The 15,532-nt window shown below is 53.2% G+C and carries 17 protein-coding genes; 14 read left to right on the top strand and 3 right to left on the bottom strand.

Annotated elements, in window-relative coordinates; all coding sequences use genetic code 11:
- Positions 1-89: 89 nt before the first annotated feature.
- Both F605_RS0100360 and F605_RS0100355 read left to right on the top strand, forming a co-directional pair.
- Positions 90-920, top strand: coding sequence for an undecaprenyl-diphosphate phosphatase (locus F605_RS0100360; protein ID WP_027723465.1), 831 nt, complete (start codon positions 90-92; stop codon positions 918-920).
- 16 nt (positions 921-936) lie between these two features.
- Entirely contained in the window at positions 937-1,578 is a 642-nt protein-coding gene (locus F605_RS0100355) for an HAD family hydrolase (protein ID WP_022863929.1), read from the top strand.
- Here the strand turns inward: F605_RS0100355 and F605_RS08970 are convergent.
- Positions 1,570-2,436, bottom strand: coding sequence for a RecB family exonuclease (locus F605_RS08970; RefSeq protein WP_022863928.1), 867 nt, complete (start codon positions 2,434-2,436; stop codon positions 1,570-1,572). The genes F605_RS0100355 and F605_RS08970 overlap by 9 nt on opposite strands.
- 63 nt (positions 2,437-2,499) lie before the next feature.
- Here F605_RS08970 and F605_RS08965 point away from each other — a divergent pair, with 63 nt between their 5' ends.
- The 12 genes from F605_RS08965 to F605_RS0100290 all read left to right on the top strand — a co-directional run bounded on the left by F605_RS08965 (position 2,500) and on the right by F605_RS0100290 (position 14,527).
- Complete coding sequence (locus F605_RS08965) at positions 2,500-3,606, top strand: tRNA (adenine-N1)-methyltransferase (RefSeq protein ID WP_022863927.1); 1,107 nt, start codon at positions 2,500-2,502, stop codon at positions 3,604-3,606.
- Positions 3,607-3,683: 77 nt separating this feature from the next.
- Complete coding sequence (gene arc / locus F605_RS0100340; protein WP_022863926.1) at positions 3,684-5,225, top strand: proteasome ATPase; 1,542 nt, start codon at positions 3,684-3,686, stop codon at positions 5,223-5,225.
- An 8-nt stretch (positions 5,226-5,233) separates the two neighbouring features.
- A complete protein-coding gene (dop, locus tag F605_RS08960; protein ID WP_022863925.1) occupies positions 5,234-6,835 on the top strand; it encodes a depupylase/deamidase Dop in 1,602 nt (533 codons plus the stop codon).
- Positions 6,836-6,862: 27 nt separating this feature from the next.
- Positions 6,863-7,045 (top strand): ubiquitin-like protein Pup, encoded by a 183-nt coding sequence (locus F605_RS0100330; protein ID WP_022863924.1) that lies wholly within the window; start codon positions 6,863-6,865, stop codon positions 7,043-7,045.
- Between the two features lie 3 nt (positions 7,046-7,048).
- Positions 7,049-8,431 (top strand): Pup--protein ligase, encoded by a 1,383-nt coding sequence (pafA, locus tag F605_RS0100325; RefSeq protein ID WP_022863923.1) that lies wholly within the window; start codon positions 7,049-7,051, stop codon positions 8,429-8,431.
- 5 nt (positions 8,432-8,436) lie between these two features.
- On the top strand, positions 8,437-9,480 hold the full coding sequence (locus tag F605_RS0100320) for a hypothetical protein (protein ID WP_022863922.1): 1,044 nt from the start codon (positions 8,437-8,439) through the stop codon (positions 9,478-9,480).
- Between the two features lie 122 nt (positions 9,481-9,602).
- Positions 9,603-10,373: an imidazole glycerol phosphate synthase subunit HisF gene (gene hisF / locus F605_RS0100315; RefSeq protein WP_027723464.1), complete on the top strand. Its 771-nt coding sequence runs from the start codon at positions 9,603-9,605 to the stop codon at positions 10,371-10,373.
- Complete coding sequence (hisI, locus tag F605_RS0100310; RefSeq protein WP_027723463.1) at positions 10,370-10,747, top strand: phosphoribosyl-AMP cyclohydrolase; 378 nt, start codon at positions 10,370-10,372, stop codon at positions 10,745-10,747. Before hisF ends, hisI begins: the two co-directional genes overlap by 4 nt.
- A gap of 52 nt (positions 10,748-10,799) precedes the next feature.
- Positions 10,800-11,642, top strand: coding sequence for an indole-3-glycerol phosphate synthase TrpC (gene trpC / locus F605_RS0100305; RefSeq protein WP_022863921.1), 843 nt, complete (start codon positions 10,800-10,802; stop codon positions 11,640-11,642).
- 11 nt (positions 11,643-11,653) lie between these two features.
- Entirely contained in the window at positions 11,654-12,535 is an 882-nt protein-coding gene (gene lgt / locus F605_RS0100300; RefSeq protein ID WP_022863920.1) for a prolipoprotein diacylglyceryl transferase, read from the top strand.
- Positions 12,536-12,602: 67 nt separating this feature from the next.
- Complete coding sequence (gene pyk / locus F605_RS0100295; protein WP_022863919.1) at positions 12,603-14,027, top strand: pyruvate kinase; 1,425 nt, start codon at positions 12,603-12,605, stop codon at positions 14,025-14,027.
- A gap of 293 nt (positions 14,028-14,320) precedes the next feature.
- Positions 14,321-14,527: a hypothetical protein gene (locus F605_RS0100290; RefSeq protein ID WP_022863918.1), complete on the top strand. Its 207-nt coding sequence runs from the start codon at positions 14,321-14,323 to the stop codon at positions 14,525-14,527.
- A 188-nt stretch (positions 14,528-14,715) separates the two neighbouring features.
- Here the strand turns inward: F605_RS0100290 and F605_RS0100285 are convergent, their stop codons facing one another.
- Both F605_RS0100285 and F605_RS0100280 read right to left on the bottom strand, forming a co-directional pair.
- On the bottom strand, positions 14,716-15,237 hold the full coding sequence (locus F605_RS0100285) for a nitroreductase family protein (protein ID WP_022863917.1): 522 nt from the start codon (positions 15,235-15,237) through the stop codon (positions 14,716-14,718).
- A gap of 98 nt (positions 15,238-15,335) precedes the next feature.
- Positions 15,336-15,527 (bottom strand): hypothetical protein, encoded by a 192-nt coding sequence (locus F605_RS0100280; protein ID WP_022863916.1) that lies wholly within the window; start codon positions 15,525-15,527, stop codon positions 15,336-15,338.
- Positions 15,528-15,532 lie beyond the last annotated feature (5 nt).

Below are 15,532 nucleotides of genomic sequence, written 5' to 3'. Positions count from 1 at the left end.
TACCAGAGCAGAGAGGAACTGGGGGAGGTGAGAGAAAACACCTAGAGGAAAGGCGAGTAGTGACCACTAAAAGGATAGGCTTGGAGGTCGTGAATACCATTGAAGCCATAATTATGGGTCTGGTGCAGGGACTTACCGAGTTCTTGCCAATTTCTTCCTCTGCCCACCTGCGGATTTTAGGGGCGCTGTTTGGAGATGACCCCGGTGCCGCCTTCACCGCGATCACCCAGATAGGAACCGAAAGCGCCGTCCTCATCTACTTTTGGAAAGATATCTCTCGGATAGTGCGTAAATGGTTCCAAGCTTTCGTGCCCACTCGCAGTGGGGTTACCCAAAGTGACCCAGATGTGCGTATGGGCTGGATGATTATCGTAGGTTCGCTGCCGATCGGGATCTTAGGGTTGCTCGGTCAAGATTGGATTGAAAAAGAGTTCCGCAATATGTGGATTACGGTGGCGATGCTAATCGTGTTTGCCTTGTTCTTGGGCGCGGCAGACCGCTTTGGGAAAAAAGAGAAAACCCTTGATCATCTTTCCTGGGTACAAGCAATTATTTATGGTTTCGCGCAGGCTTTAGCGCTGGTTCCCGGGGTTTCCCGTTCGGGCGGAACTATTACCGCTGGTCGGCTGATGGGCTTTACCCGGGTAGCTGCTGCTCGCTACTCGTTCCTGCTGGCGATGCCGGCAGTTTTTGCTTCCGGGTTTTACGAGGCTGCTAAATCGGTGGGTAATAATCCTGCCGGCTGGGGGCCAACGATCCTGGCAACGATAGTGGCTTTCGCCGTAGGCTACGCGGTAATCGTGTGGTTCATGCGCCTGCTGGAAACCAAAACTTTCACGCCGTTCGTTATCTATCGGTTAGTCTTGGGCTCTGCGGTAGGAGTTGCCCTTGCCGCCGGAGCTCTCTCGGCTTTCGCTTAAAGTAAAGGAGTTAAATATGGGGGCGGTTCTTTTCGATATGGACGGAACCTTAATTGATTCCGAACCGCTCTGGCAACGCACCGAGGAAAAAATAGTTGCTAGTTTCGGAAAAGTTTGGACCGAAGAGGACGGGGATACCCTAACTGGACATTCACTTTTCGATAGTGCCTCTCTCATGATTGAGCTAAAGAATCTGCCACTGGAGCCAGAGAAAGCTGTGGAGATGATGGTCGCGAATATGCACGAGCTCTATGCCTGGGAAGGGGTTCCCTGGATACCGGGAGCACAAGAATTGCTAAGGGACTTGACCAGGGCCGGAATCCCCACTGCGTTAGTCTCCGCTTCCTATGAAATCTTGGTTCACGATGTGTGTGCCAGCGCTCCGGAAGGAGCTTTAGAAGTGATGGTGACTGGTTCGGAACCGAATATGCGGCAAAAACCTACGGGTGATCCCTACCGCCTGGCGGCGCAGCGATTAAAGGTACCGATAGAAAATTGCCTGGTAGTAGAGGATTCTGCTCCCGGGTTGACTGCTGGCCAAGATGCCGGGGCGCGCCTGGTACTTGTCGGGACTGGGGAAGTGCCGGGCATTCCAGCGGCAAAGTTTGATTCGGTGGGACAGCTACACCTGAGTGATATCCGGGAACTATTAGCTTAAATTCCCGGTTTCCGCTGCGCTACTTTCTTGGGCAGTAAGTAATTGCTGTACTCCCTCGCTAGAAATCTCGGGGGCGACTCCGTCCATTAGGGGGCAATAGGCACGATAATCACACCAATTACATAGCGGGGAGCGGCGTGGGGGAAAATATCCCGAATGAGCCTGTGTAGAGATTTGCTCCCAAACTGCCAGGATTTCCTCGGTGGTGGCATCAATATCCGCGGGAGTGGGGGTGTAGGTGTAGACCTGCCGGTTCTTTAGGAACAGCAGCTGCAAGCGAGTTGGCAGCTGGCCTTGCGTCAAGTGCCACAGCAGTGCATAAAAACGAATTTGGAACTGGTAGGGACCGATATAGCGTTCGGCGGGAGCTTTGCCAGTCTTGTAATCCACGATCCGTACCAACCCGGTGGGAGAGATATCTACTCGATCAATATATCCATGCAGGTGCAGATGATTTTTATCGGTTACGCGCAGATATTTTTCCCGGTGCGCAGGGGCGAGGCGATCGGGGTTTTCCATTTGGAAATAGTTAGCCAGCAATTGGCGAGCGGTTTCTAAGAACTGGTTTTCTTCAGTTTTATCTTCCTCAAAAAGCTCGGCAAGTAAATCCGGTTTTTCGTTAAGAGTTTTGTCCCAGGCTTCCCCCATCTTGCTGTCGGCGGCGGCAAAAGTACGTTCTTGAGCTGGTAGGTCAAATAAATTTTCTAGAGCTGCGTGTACTAAAGTTCCCCGTTGGCGCACCTGAGATTCTTTAGTGGGTAGTTTATCTATCACTTGGAAACGGAACTGTAGGGGACAGTTACGGAAAGTACCAATCCGAGAAGGGGAGAGGGCAGCGGCGCGCGTCGAAATACTCATAAGAGTATTGTAAGGCGCTACCTGATACCCGGAAGCGGGCAAGAAAAAGCTAGGATTAGGGGGATGAATCAGATAGAACCAGGAAAAAGAAGCGGACGTGCTCACCCAGATGTCCCGGGCTTATCGGTGCGTCCGCGCGGATCCTTTAGACTCGGTGATCGGGTGCAGCTCCAGGGGGCCTCTGGGGATTTACATACTGTAACTATTACCGAAAAGGGCTGGTTCAACACGGCAAAAGCTTCTTTCCCACTCGCCGACTTATTGGGCAGGGAAGAAGGCAGCCTGATTCGTTCCCGAGAAGGGCGCGAATTCTTGGCTTTTCGTCCTCGCCGCCTGGACTATACTCTATCCATGCCGCGGGGAGCAGCGATTATCTATCCCAAGGACGCGGCGCAAATCCTGCAATCTGCCGATATTTTCACCGGTGCTCGGGTTTTTGAATGTGGAGCCGGTTCCGGGGCGCTTACGATTTCGCTCCTGGAGATGATCGGGGAAACTGGACAGTTGGTTTCGGTGGAAGAACGCGAAGACTTCGCCGATATTGCCCAGGCGAATGTGGATTTATGGTTTGGTCGTCCTTATCCCGCCTGGCAGCTGCAACGCGCACGCCTAGGGGATATGGATCTCGACGCCGTTTACGGTTCCCACTATTTCGATCGCGCCGTCATCGACCTGCTTGATCCCTGGAGCTACCTGGATATCCTGCACCAGTTACTAATTCCCGGCGGGGTGCTCTGTTGCTACGTAACCACTGTAACTCAAGTGTCTACCCTGGTAGAAGCACTTAGAAAAGATGGGCGCTTCGGTTTTACCTGCACCGAGGAGACTATCCAAAGACAGTGGCATACCGAGGGGTTATCGCTGCGCCCCGAGCATCAAATGGTAGGACATACCGGGTTTCTGGTTACCTGCCGAGTACTGGCAAGGGAGGCACGGCGACCGAAAAAACTTGGAAATACCCCTAAGGCGGCCAAGATAAACGGTGGGCAGTGGAGCTCAGAAGATGATTGGGAACAAGTGCGAATCGGACAGCGTAATCCCGCGGAGCGGAAGACCCGCCGGGTGCGGCGTGACGTAGTTAAGCGCGCCGATTATTGGGTGCGGGGAAACAGCGCTGCAGTAGATGCGCCCCCGCCAGAGCCGGAAACTAGCCCAGGTGCGCCCTCCTAAAATCTGTAATCATGGACATTTAAGTTAGGTAGTGGGGCAAGCTAATAGGCTGAAAGAGGTTTACGGAAAGGAAACTGATGTCAGATCCTCACGAAGAGCAGTTGCAGGACCTCAAGAGAGAAGTGACCTCCTTAAAGGGAAAAAATAAGCGTCTCTCCGCAGCATTGGGAGCTGCTCGCGAACAAGTGGTGGCGATTCATCAGCAAATAACGGATCTAGCTAAACCTCCGGCAACCGTGGCCGTGATTGCGGAAAACCCCCAAAGCCCCGGTAAAGTGCGGCTGTTTTTAAATGGGAAACCAATGGTGCTCCGGGTACACCCCGATATCAAACCTGAACATTTACAGGTGGGGATCGAAGTTTTAGTAAACGAAGAAATGGTGGTCTCGAAGATTCTGTCCTATCCCCGCACCGGAACCTTGGTGCAGGTAGGGGAAGTGATGCCGCATGGCCGGGCCCTGGTGCGCCTTTCAAATACCGATAGTGAAATCGTGTCTCTAGCTGCCCCCCTGGTTGGGAAAATCGAGGTAGGAGACTCGTTGCTGCTGGAAGGTCGCAGTGGGATCGCGGTGCAAAAAGTACAAAGAGGAGAGGTCGAACAACTACTGGCTCCCCAAGTCCCCAATGTTTCCTATAAACAAATCGGGGGACTTAAAAAGCAGATAGAAACCATTCGGGATGCAGTCGAGCTCCCCTTTATTCATCCGGAACTTTACCGGCGCTACGGGTTGAGTGCTCCGAAAGGGATTCTGCTTTACGGTCCGCCCGGATGCGGGAAAACTCTGATAGCCAAGGCGGTGGCTACTTCTTTGGGGGCTAACGCCCACGGGAAATCTTCCTATTTCTTGTCGATAAAAGGACCAGAATTACTTTCGAAATTCGTAGGTGAAACCGAGCGTCAGATTCGGGCAATTTTTTCGCGGGCACGCCAATTAGCCAGCAGCGAACACCCGGTAGTGGTTTTCTTTGACGAGATGGAGGCGTTGTTTCGCACCCGAGGATCCGGAATCTCCTCCGATGTGGAAACCATGATTGTTCCCCAACTACTTTCCGAAATAGACGGGGTGGAAACCCTGTCGAATGTGATTGTGATTGGGGCGTCTAACCGCGAAGATATGATTGATCCGGCAGTGCTGCGACCGGGGCGCCTAGATGTGCGGGTGCGCATTGAACGACCTAATTTGGAAGAAGCCGGACAAATATTTGATATCCACCTAGGGCAAAACGTGCCGGTAGAAGCGGAGGCCGGAACTTCGCCGAGGCAGGGGCGCGAAAAGCTACGAGAAAAACTAGTGGCGCTGTTAGCGGAAGAATCTACCCGCACCCAGGTCTATGAAGTTGTCTATGAGAATGGTCAACACGAAATCATCTATGCGCATGCCTTGCTTTCGGGGGCAATGATTGCCTCGATCGTAGAACGGGCTAAAAAAGCTGCGATTAAAGATTCGCTGCAGGATCCGGCGAAAATAAATGGTTTGAGTTGGAGGCACGTAGAAGCAGCCGCCGGGGAAGAAATTCGCGAAACCGCAGCTCTGGGGGCTTCTACCGATCCGGGAGAGTGGGCGCGTACCCTGGGGGTCAGGGGTGCGCGGATTATCGATGTGCGTAGCCTGCAATAGGAGGAACCGTGAGTCAGAGCGCTATTAACCGACCGCTGGGAACCGAAACCGAATTCGGGATTATCCAAGTAGGAAACGTCTACGCTAACCCGGTTGCACTTTCTACCCAAGTGGTGGCGGCCTATCGGGATCATTCGCGCCCCGCAGAAGCCGTTACCTGGGATTATGAGGGTGAAAATCCCTTGCAGGATATGCGAGGATTTTCGCTTAATCCCCGGGAGGCCGACCCCTCGCAGCTCACCAATAATCCCGAGCAGCTGGCGCCTGCCGGCCCGGGAGTGCAAGCGGTTGCCCGCCCTAGTGCCCAAGAGTCCGCGATGCCCAAACCCAGCGCCTGTGTACTGACGAATGGCGCCCGCCTGTACGTAGATCATGCCCACCCGGAATATTCCTCTCCGGAAACTCTGGGTCCCAAGCAAGGGGCACTCTATGATGCAGCCGGTGACCTGATTGCCCGCCATGCCATGGAGCTGGCAGCGGAAAATGGTAACCAGATTGAACTTTTCAAAAACAATGTGGATGGTAAAGGCGCGGCCTACGGCAGTCATGAAAACTATTTACTGCGGCGCGACTTAGAATTTTTTGATCTCGCCCAAAACCTGATTCCCTTCCTAGTTACCCGCCCACTTATTTGCGGGGCTGGACGCGTAGGTATTGGACAACGTTCTGAGAAAACAGGTTTCCAGATTTCCCAACGCGCCGACTATGTGGAAAACGATATTGGGTTAGAAACTACTTTCAACCGGCCGATAGTTAATACCCGCGATGAACCCCATGCGGATGCTAGCCGGTGGCGGAGACTCCATGTTATTGGCGGGGATGCGAATCGTTTCCAATACTCGACTTACCTGCGTCTAGGCTCAACTGCTGCCTTGCTGTGGCTATTGGAAAACCCCGATTGTTCCCAGATAAAACAGTTGGAAGAACTGCGAATTACCTCCGATCCGGTAGAGGAAACCTGGGCGGTATCACATGATCTTTCCCTTACTCACCGCCTGGAAACGGTATCGGGACCGCTGAGCGCCCTCCAGATTCAAAGCGCCATCAGATCCGCCATCACCGAGGCCTTAGAAGAACGCGGCGGGGCGGACGAGGCTACCGCCGAGCTGCTTAAAGACTGGCAACAGGTGCTAGATTCTTTAGCTACTGACCGCGAGCTGGCCGCCCGCCGGGTGGAATGGGTAGGGAAATATCAACTTTTAGCACGACTGCGGCAGCGTCTAGGTTGCGACTGGAACCACCCCAAAATTCAGGCGCTAGATTTGCAATGGGCAGCGTTGCGGCCAGGAATATTTGAAAATCTTTGTGCCGCTGGAATGGTGGAGCAACTGTTATCAGTGGAAGAAGTCACGCAAGCGGTTTCCCTACCTCCTCGGGGAGGAAGATCTTGGGTGCGGGGGATGGCGGTAGCGAAACTACCGGAAGTTAAGAAAGGTTCTTGGCAGTCGCTGCTCCTAGATTTAGGAGGGGAGCAGCTTTTGCGCTTCAGCTTAGGGGATCCAGCTCGACCCGCCTCGGCAGCCGAAGCCCGCGCCCTCGAAAACGGGGATGCAGCCGCTTTTGCCCGCGCCCTTAGCGGAGAAAAGGAAAAACCGGCAGAAAAATTTTAGGCTTAACCCTATTAGGAGGAAACAACAGTGGTACAGGAACAAATAAACGCTCCCGGTGGGAAAAATACTGGCCTTGACGAGGGGATAGAAGCCGCGCAGGCACAAATCAATGCACCCGCAATTGACGCCCTCTTAGAGCAGATAGATACGGTAATGGAAACCGATGCGCAAGCCTTTGTGGAAGGTTTCGTACAAAAAGGTGGGGAGTAATCCTTGCGCAGGATTTTCGGGATCGAAACCGAGTACGGGATTACCTGCGCCGCGCCAGGAAGCAGGCCGCCCCTGGATGCGGAACAGGCTGCTCGCCGTCTCTTTATGCCGGTAGTCAACCGTCATCGCTCTTCTAATGTGTTCCTCGCCAATGGGGGACGGCTCTACCTGGATGTAGGCTCGCATCCCGAATACGCTACTGCCGAATGCGACTATTTAGCGGATCTATTGGCGCAAGACCGCGCGGGGCAAGAAATTTTTTCCGATCTGGTAACCACCACTAATCAGCAACTAGCTGCTGACGGTATCAACGGACAGATTCACCTGCTAAAGAATAACCGCGACTCCCAGGGAAACTCGTGCGGCTGCCACGAAAACTATCTTTTGCATCGCTCCGCGGATTTTATGGGAATGGCCGATGCGCTGATTACCTTCTTTATTACCCGGCAAATCCTGGTGGGAGCGGGGATGATAGACGAAGAGGGCGGCTACCATTTTTCCCAACGTGCGGACAAAATGTATGACCCGATTTCGGCGGCCACTACCCGGGCGCGTCCCATTATTAATACTCGCGATGAACCGCTGGCAGACTCTAGTCAGTATCGCCGTATGCACGTGATCGTAGGGGATTCCAATATTTCTGAAGCCACCACCGCCTTAAAAGTGGGAATGACCATCGCCTTACTAGATGCGATTGACTGTTCTTTGACTGTGAGCGATTTGGCGATAGCTGACCCCATGAATGCGATCCGCGAAATCAATGCGGATCTAACCGGCAGGGCGCCGCTAAAACTAAAAGCGGGCGGTCACCTAGACGCGGTAGAAATCCAAAACCGTATCTACCAGCGGGTGATGAATGCTTTAAGCGATGCGGGAGAGCTGGAGGCTACTCGGGAGCGGGTAAGGGTTGGCGATTTAGATCCCCTGGAACTTTGGGGAAGAACCCTCAAGTCTTTCGAGGACGAAGACTTCCGGGCGGTGCAAACCGAGATAGATTGGGTGATTAAGCAAAATCTTCTCGAACAAAGCGCACGGCGGCACCAAGTTCCCCTGAATTCTCCGCTAATAGCGCGCCTAGATTTGGCTTATCACGATATTACTGCCGCCGGTCTAGCACCGGCGCTGGGTAATGCCGGGTTAATGCGGCAGGTGCTAACCCGCGAAGAAATAGAGTCCGCAAAAAGCAATCCTCCCCGTACCACCAGAGCTAATATGCGGGGCAGGGTTTTGCGGGAAGCGCTGCGGCTACGCAGAGATGTTTCGGTAGACTGGATACACGTGCGCATCGATGAATCGAAAATGCCGACGGTGATGCTGGGGGATCCTTTTGCCTCTGAAGGCGAAATTCTAGATAAACTACTGGCAGAGTTGCAAGAGAGGTCGTGAACTAGATGGACGCTAACGCGGGAAGTCACGGTGACGATCTGCAAAAACCTGTTCCTGCCACGCATTCTCAGCGGAAAACAGAGACCGGCGGAAACAGTGGGGTTATAGCTACCGATTCCAAGCGGTACTTTCCTCCCCGGAAAGCAGCAGCTCCGGCGAAGAAAAAGCCTGCCCCCTGGCGTATTTTGCGGTGGTGGCCGGCCTTAGCAGCCGTGCTCGCAGTGGCCGCCGCGGTAGTTTTAGGGTTTTATCTGTGGCAAGCCAGCCGTGGGCAAGAAATGAACGGCCTATCTACTCAGGTGAAAGTCAGTGGTCAACTGGGAGAACAGCCGGTAGTACAGTTCCAAGGACGGATGCCTTTTACCTTGCCTAACTCGCGGGTAGCTATCCGTGGCCTGGGCCCGCAAATACAGGAAAATCAAGACGTACGAGTGATGGTGAGTGTCTACGATGGTAATACCGGAAAACTGGTTTCCCAGGGAGGAAAACCGCAGCTCTTTGTAGGCAAAGCCAATGCGTCAACTTTGCCCGGCGGATTGTTGACCGAGGTTATTGGCAGGAACGAGGGGTCGCGTCTGATTGTGCATCGCCCCGCTACCGCTAGTGACGGTAAAACTTCCATGGAAGTAGACATTATCGATGTTCTCCCTACTGCAGTTTATGATTCGCAGTTGCAGATTCCGGAAGCGGCGGGAGTCAGTTTCACCTTCCCGCAAGGATTACCGCATTTCGAGTCGGCAGCGAATACTCAACCCCAAGAGGCTGCTACTTACGTATTGGTGCCTGGCAAAGGGGAACAGCTAGACCCGCGTAAGAAAATTTTGGCGCAATATGGGGTTTGGGAACTGGACTCAGGTAAGAAACGTGCCTACACCTGGGGTAATATAGGTCCGCAAAAGATTGTAGGCGGAAGTACCTTCCAGTCGCTATCCCAACAGCTAACTGCTTTGCGTGCCAACTCGCGCATCTTGGCGATTATCCCCGCTGATCAAGCCACTGGAGATAGTGCCTTAGCGGTAGTTATGGATGTCTTGGCCTGTGCAAAATAAGGTAGCAGTTATTTAAATGCCCGCGATCGTCCTAACGGATCCAGTCCACCTAACGACATCGGGAACCACCAATCACCCTAGTTTTTTACACTGAGGGTAGAGAACCTATTTCGGAGGGCTAAATGACGGTAGCGATCAGGGTGATTCCTTGCCTAGATGTTGACCAAGGGCGAGTAGTCAAAGGCATTAATTTCCAGAATCTGCGAGATGCGGGAGATCCCGTGGAATTAGCGGAACGCTACAGTGAGGAAGGCGCAGATGAAATCACTTTCCTAGACGTGTCAGCCTCTAAAGAGGGGCGTGCCACCATGGTGCAAACAGTGCAGCGCTGCGCTGAACAAGTCTTTGTGCCGCTAACCGTAGGCGGGGGAGTGCGTTCGGTAGGGGACGTAGAACAACTCCTGGGGGCAGGTGCCGACAAAGTGGGGGTTAATACTGCGGCTATCGCCAACCCGGAACTCATCGATCAGATAGCTAAGCGTTTCGGGAACCAAGTGTTGGTGATCTCGGTTGATGCCCGTCGTTGCCCGGCCGGGGTGGAAACTCCCAGCGGTTTTGAACTTACAACCCACGGGGGGACTCGCTCTACCGGTATAGATGCCTTGGAGTGGTGCAGCGAAGTCACCGCGCGCGGTGCCGGAGAAATTTTGCTCAATTCGATGGATGCTGACGGAGTGAAAACTGGCTTTGACCTGGAAATGTTAACGCAGGTGCGCTCGCGGGTATCCGTGCCTTTGATCGCCTCTGGGGGAGCCGGGAAAGTTGAACATTTTGTGCAGGCAGTGCGCGCCGGGGCAGATGCGGTGCTAGCGGCCAGCGTTTTCCATTTTGGGGAGGTCGCGATTTCAGCGGTAAAAGCCGGACTCAAGGAAGCGGGGTTTGAAGTTCGGTGAGTGCGCAAACTTTAGATCCGCAGGTAGCTAGCCGTTTGAAACGAGACGGGGCGGGACTGGTATGTGCGGTTATCCAAGACTGGCAAAGCGGACAAGTGTTAATGGTCGGGTATATGGATGACGAGGCCTTGCGGCGCACGCTAAGTACTGGTCGGGTCACTTTCTGGTCGCGTTCACGCCGCGAGTATTGGCGCAAGGGTGATACTTCCGGGCACGCGCAATATGTAAAGCAAGTCCAGATTGATTGTGACGGGGATGCCCTGCTGGTTCAGGTAGATCAGGTGGGCGCGGCCTGTCACACCGGCAAGCGCAGCTGCTTTGAATCTGGAGGTGAACTGGCTGCTTGCGTGGGGCAACGCCCAGATAGTAACTAGATTTTTACTGAAGGTGACAAAACCATAACATAGCCTTGGAGGTGATACTCAGATGAATGCTCTCGAACGGTTACTGGCGGGCGTGCGGCAAGAAGTGGCGCGGCGAGAATCTGAGGTAAGCCTGGAAGAAATCAAACGGATCGCTGCCCAGCGTCCTCGTCCTCGAGACGGAGTCCGTGCCTTACGCAGCGAGGGCGCGGTTTCAGTAATCGCGGAAATAAAACGAGCCACGCCCGGCAAGGGTTTTTTACGAGATGTATCCGATGTAGCGGCGCTAGCACGATCCTATGAGGCAGGCGGAGCTTCCGTAATTTCGGTATCGACTGAGAAAAACTTTTTTTGTGGCTCCATCGAAGACCTCCGGCAGGTGCGGGCAGCAGTAGAGGTGCCGGTGCTTTATAAAGATTTCGTGATCACCCCCTACCAAGTTCATGAAGCTCGGGCGTTAGGTGCTGATCTAATTTTGATCCTGCAAACCTCGGCAGAACCAATGGTAGTTACCTCTTTGGTAGAGCGGGCTCACTCTTTAGGTTTGACTGCGATCGTGGAGGTACATTCAAGACTCGAAGCTTTTCGGGCTTTGGAAGCGGGAGCTAGGGTGATCGGGGTAAATGCCCAAGATCTGCGCACTCTCGATTTTAATATGGATACTTTCGCCCAGATCGTGGACGTTATTCCCGAGCAGGTGGTGGCGGTGGCCGAATCGGGGGTGGCTGGTCCGCACGATGTGTTTAACTATGCCCAACAAGGAGCGGATGCGGTATTGATCGGTTCGGCTTTGGTACAGTCAAGTAATCCGCAATCTTTAGTGGCTGAAATGGTGGCGGCAGGAGCACATCCAGCTTTGGCAACTTCCCGCAAATCCCGGATCAGCCGCGAGAAGCACCACGACTAGAAAGTTAAGGGATGAACCCGTTTTTTATTCCCTCCCCCTCGCAAGGTGTCTGGTATTTAGGGCCGATTCCTTTGCGTGCTTACGCTTTAGCGATTCTCTTCGGTATTTTTTTGGCCTGCCTGTGGGCTTCCCGGCGTTATAAAGCCCGGGGAGGTGATCCGGAGCTAATCGTAGATTTGGCTATCTGGGTAGTTCCCATCGGCATTATTGGAGCCCGGATCTACCACGTTTTGAGCAAGTGGCAAGACTATTTTGGCCCCACGGGGGATCCCAAAGAAATTCCGTTGATTTGGCATGGTGGCCTGGCTATTTGGGGAGGGGTGATTGCCGGAACTATTACGGCCTGCTTGGTATTACGTCATCGCCAGTTGAAAATTGCTCCGGTAGCCGATGCCATTGCGCCAGCAATCTTGGTGGGACAAATATTTGGGCGTTTAGGAAACTACTTCAACCAAGAACTTTTTGGCAGACCGACTACTTTGCCGTGGGGCTTGCAAATTGATCTGCAACATCGCCCGCTAGGGTTTGAACAATATGCGACTTTCCATCCCACGTTTCTCTACGAAATGTTGTGGAACCTAGCAGCAATCGGGGCGCTGCTGTGGATCGAACGACGTTTTCGGTTGCGTGGCGGCATGATGATGGGATTTTATCTGTGCGCCTATAGTCTGGGGCGTTTTTGGGTAGAGAATCTGCGGATGGATCAGGCTAATCAGTTCCTCGGTTTGCGGATAAATGCTTGGACTTCGTTACTGATGTTTGCCTTGGGGGTAGTGCTGGCAGTGTGGTGTCATCGCCAAAATTTCCCGCGGCGGCAAGGGAAAGAAGCTAAAGAGGACGCAGCGGAAAAATCAGATATCGAGGCTAAATCAATATCACAATCGCGGCATTAGTGCTGGCTCAAGCCGGTTAGCCCCTAAACGGGGTGGAAACAATGCCTGAACTAGCTAGGATAGAGGTATGCGCAGAGCAAAAATTGTATGTACGTTAGGGCCGGCAACAAATTCCCCGTCCCAAATTGAAAAACTTGCTGAAGCTGGGATGAACGTGGCGCGGATTAACCGCTCACACGGCAGCCAAGAAGATGATGAGGTTACGATTGGCAATATCCGGCGAGTGGCGCTGCAAACTGGCAAAGCTATTGCGGTGTTGGTGGATTTGCAAGGTCCTAAGATTCGTTTAGAGACTTTCGCTGCTGGCCCGCAGACTTTAGAAAAGGGCGACACTTTCACGATTACCACTCGCGATGTTCCCGGGGATAAAGAAATCGTGGGAACTACGTTTAAAGGATTGCCGGGGGATTGCACTCCCGGGGATGCCCTCTTGATTGATGACGGAAACGTGCAGGTGCGGGTGAAAGAGGTCACCGATACTGATGTAGTTACCGAGGTTGAGGTACCCGGGGTGGTTTCCGACCATAAGGGGCTCAACCTGCCGGGAGTAGCAGTCTCAGTACCGGCACTGTCAGAAAAAGACGAAGACGATCTGCGCTGGGCTTTGCAAGAAGGCGCCGATATTATCGCGCTGTCGTTTGTGCGCAGCGCCGATGATTTTGCTGATGTGAAGCGGATTATGGATGAAGAGGAAGTCCACGTCCCAGTTATCGCCAAGATTGAAAAACCGCAGGCAGTTGAACGCCTAGTAGAGATTGTGCAGGCTTTCGACGGCATTATGGTGGCGCGTGGTGACCTGGGGGTAGAGATGCCGCTAGAGGCAGTGCCGCTGGTGCAAAAGCGAGCGATTGAGTTGGCTCGTCGCTATGCAAAGCCGGTCATTGTGGCTACGCAAGTTTTTGATTCTATGATTCATAATCCCCGTCCTACCCGCGCGGAAGCGTCTGACTGCGCCAACGCGATTTTGGATGGTGCCGATGCGGTAATGCTGTCTGGGGAGACTTCGGTGGGGGCATACCCAATTGATGCGGTACGCCTGATGGCTTCGGTTATTACGAATGTGGAAGAAAATGGGGGAGACCGAATCGCTCCCCTCACTACCTATGATCATGATCGCGCGGGGGTACTTTCAATCGCGGCTGCCAGAGCAGCTGAAATGCTGGATCTGAAATTTATGATCGCGTTCACGCAGGGAGGTACTACCGCGCGTACCATGTCGCGTTTACGTTCCCCCATCCCCATGGTGGCGTTTACTCCACTAGAGGCCACTCGGAATCAGCTGGCGGTTTCCTGGGGGATTCACACTTACCGGGTTCCCTATGTAACTCACACTGACGATATGGTTTGGCAAGTAGATCAGGTGCTGCAAGCACAGGGATTAGCTAAGCGAGGGGACCAGGTAATTATCCTCGGCGGGATGCCTCCGGGGGTGCCGGGTTCTACCAACTCGATGCGGATCCATACAGTAGGGATGGAAACCGACTACCGCTAGGGCTTTTCCGCTTATTTTTGAGGGCGGGCAAAGAGTTTTATTCGTTACCTTCAGGTATCTTGCCTCGTGGCACGCAGTGAGTTAGCTAACCAGGGTTGACAATATCTGAATGGTAAAATAAAGTTGAACGCTTGTTGAAGTTTTCGGGTTTTCTCGGAAATTTGGTTGACTGCCTGCCACCTATATGGTGTGCTGAAGTTAGCCACGACAGGCAGGGTTCTTTGGAACCCCGGGGTTACCGGTACGAACCATGTGCCAACCCCGTGAGATGAAGAAGTGAATGGAGTATCAAAATGGAAAAATTCAATATTGTTGAAGCAGGCACTGGCCGTCAAGCAAACAATCTGCTGATTAATACGATTTCGGATGCGATCAGCCCTTGGTTTGCGGACGTTAGCCAAGACCGTCGGGTACGGGAAGCAATTGCGGCTCTGGCAGATGAGACTCTGCGGGCTCGTGCCGCCCAGTACTTAGGTCTGCAGCTACGTCCGGCAGCTTAAGAAGGTGCCGGTAGCGACCTTAGGAACCGAGTTTCTAAGGTATCGCCCTAAGCAATCAGATTCCCCCCGCGAGACTATCGCGGGGGGAATCTGTTTTTCTTTTAAGATCTTGCTGGTGAGCTACTAGCCCCTGGTTTCGGCTACGCCGATCCTAGTTTCACCGGTTAAAGCGGGTATTGTTCTACGCCCTAAGCCTGGTGATTTTCCCACAGTAGCTGTTCCAACGGTTTGCGTTCCCGCTCTTTAGTAAGGCCGGCGGGGGCTTTTCCTACAGTACACATAGTAAAAGACACATAGGGAGGGGCGATCTGGAACACCTGGCTAACTAGCTCCCGGTCAAAAGTGGCAAACGGACGCATATGTAGTCCCATAACCTCGGCTTGCAAAAGCATATTCTGCACTGCACTGCCTAGGTCGTAGGGGCCGAAATCTAGGCCGTGGCGAGACGGATATTCCTGATGAATATTGAGGATCAGCCCGGAAGCGTCGAGTGCCCAGTCGGAAAAACCAGCTACTGCCCGGCGCAACACTTCATAGTTTTTATCGCCGCGAATTCCCGGAACAAACCACCATTCTTGGGTATTCATTGCCGAGGGCGCCCAACGCGCTGCCTCTAAAATCTGATTCATTTCTTCGCAGCTAATCGAAAAGTCAGGATCATATTCGCGCGGGCTCCAACGGCCGCGAATGATTTTAGAAATCTCAGTCATGCTTCTATCATAACCAGCTGCCCATGGAACGGTACTAGCAGCAAAAATAAATGGTCGGGCTGACAGGATTTGAACCTGCGACCCCGTGGTGCCTCATGTCAATTTGAGCGCGAAACTTTTTGGGCAGCGTGGGTTTTGATGCCGATGGTGAGTTTGTTTTTTCGTTTCTCGCGTGTTTCTTCTGTCTTGGCTAGTAGTTGCTCGGTCGAGGTTTTGGCTAGACCGGTGAGGATGCTTTGATAGCGCAGGATATCGCGGGTGAGTTCAGCGGGATTAGTGATCTCACGCAACTGGC

Source organism: Varibaculum cambriense DSM 15806 (genome assembly GCF_000420065.1).
Taxonomy (GTDB): Bacteria; Actinomycetota; Actinomycetes; order Actinomycetales; family Actinomycetaceae; genus Varibaculum; species Varibaculum cambriense.
The sequence above is the reverse complement of the archived record's forward strand: the minus strand, read 5'-3'. Positions and strand labels throughout refer to the sequence as shown.

Coding starts and splice junctions, on each gene's coding strand:
- F605_RS08970 (WP_022863928.1), bottom strand. CDS start 2,436: ATGAGTATTTCGACGCGCGCCGCTGCCCTCTCCCCTTCTCGGATTGGT.
- F605_RS0100290 (WP_022863918.1), top strand. CDS start 14,321: ATGGAAAAATTCAATATTGTTGAAGCAGGCACTGGCCGTCAAGCAAAC.
- lgt (WP_022863920.1), top strand. CDS start 11,654: ATGAACCCGTTTTTTATTCCCTCCCCCTCGCAAGGTGTCTGGTATTTA.
- pyk (WP_022863919.1), top strand. CDS start 12,603: ATGCGCAGAGCAAAAATTGTATGTACGTTAGGGCCGGCAACAAATTCC.
- F605_RS0100285 (WP_022863917.1), bottom strand. CDS start 15,237: ATGACTGAGATTTCTAAAATCATTCGCGGCCGTTGGAGCCCGCGCGAA.
- F605_RS0100355 (WP_022863929.1), top strand. CDS start 937: ATGGGGGCGGTTCTTTTCGATATGGACGGAACCTTAATTGATTCCGAA.
- hisF (WP_027723464.1), top strand. CDS start 9,603: ATGACGGTAGCGATCAGGGTGATTCCTTGCCTAGATGTTGACCAAGGG.
- arc (WP_022863926.1), top strand. CDS start 3,684: ATGTCAGATCCTCACGAAGAGCAGTTGCAGGACCTCAAGAGAGAAGTG.
- trpC (WP_022863921.1), top strand. CDS start 10,800: ATGAATGCTCTCGAACGGTTACTGGCGGGCGTGCGGCAAGAAGTGGCG.
- F605_RS08965 (WP_022863927.1), top strand. CDS start 2,500: ATGAATCAGATAGAACCAGGAAAAAGAAGCGGACGTGCTCACCCAGAT.
- F605_RS0100320 (WP_022863922.1), top strand. CDS start 8,437: ATGGACGCTAACGCGGGAAGTCACGGTGACGATCTGCAAAAACCTGTT.